The following is a 211-nucleotide window of genomic DNA, read 5'->3' on the forward strand; positions in this document are numbered from 1 at the left end:
TTTGCGCAAGCCGTCCGCGAGGCGGTGGCGCACGATGCGTTGGTCAGCGAGCTGATCGATGCCATGTTGAATGCGCGCGCCGCATTGTGGAAGGAGTACTGCCGGCTGCACGATCTGGTGGTCAAGCTGGTCGCTGGCCATGAGCTGTGCCGGCGCTTCATGCAGATTCCAGGCATCGGTCCGATCGCAGCGCTGAGCTTCATGACCGCGA

At 63.0% G+C, this 211-nt stretch carries 1 pseudogene; it reads left to right on the forward strand.

The features are described from left to right. Positions 1–211, forward strand: a pseudogene (locus XH80_RS02765) (IS110 family transposase); the annotation flags it as partial.

It is taken from the genome of Bradyrhizobium sp. CCBAU 45384, assembly GCF_028128665.1.
Taxonomy (GTDB): domain Bacteria; phylum Pseudomonadota; class Alphaproteobacteria; order Rhizobiales; family Xanthobacteraceae; genus Bradyrhizobium; species Bradyrhizobium manausense.